Genomic DNA, 366 nt, shown 5'->3' on the forward strand with positions numbered 1-366 from the left:
ACGCAAACAACAAGGACAACATCCAATCAGTAGGCATCTCAGATGTCTACGATGAAACTAAGTTGGACCTTGACGCTACTAAGATTAAAGCCTACGATTCAGTAACAGGTGATGATGTCACAGCTAAATTCGATATCACTGTGAACAATGGTGTGATTACTGCAACTCTTAAAGATGGCTTCACTAAGTCACTTGGCGACGCAGAAAACACTCAAATCATTGACACAACTAAATTCGCCTTTGGACGTTACTACAAGTTCGACATCCCAACAACAGTGAAAGCTGATGTACCTGGTGGTGTAGATATTGAAAATACTGCAGCTCAAGTAGTAAACTACTACAACCCAACAACTAAGAAAGTTGAAA

General features: G+C 40.2%; 1 protein-coding gene. It reads left to right on the top strand.

The window, feature by feature from the left end; genetic code table 11:
- Window positions 1-366: SspB-related isopeptide-forming adhesin (locus HMPREF2607_RS09170; protein WP_186821390.1), on the top strand; the 366-nt coding region annotated here is incomplete at both ends.

The sequence above is a fragment of the Streptococcus sp. HMSC078H03 genome, assembly GCF_001808655.1.
GTDB lineage: Bacteria > Bacillota > Bacilli > Lactobacillales > Streptococcaceae > Streptococcus > Streptococcus salivarius_G.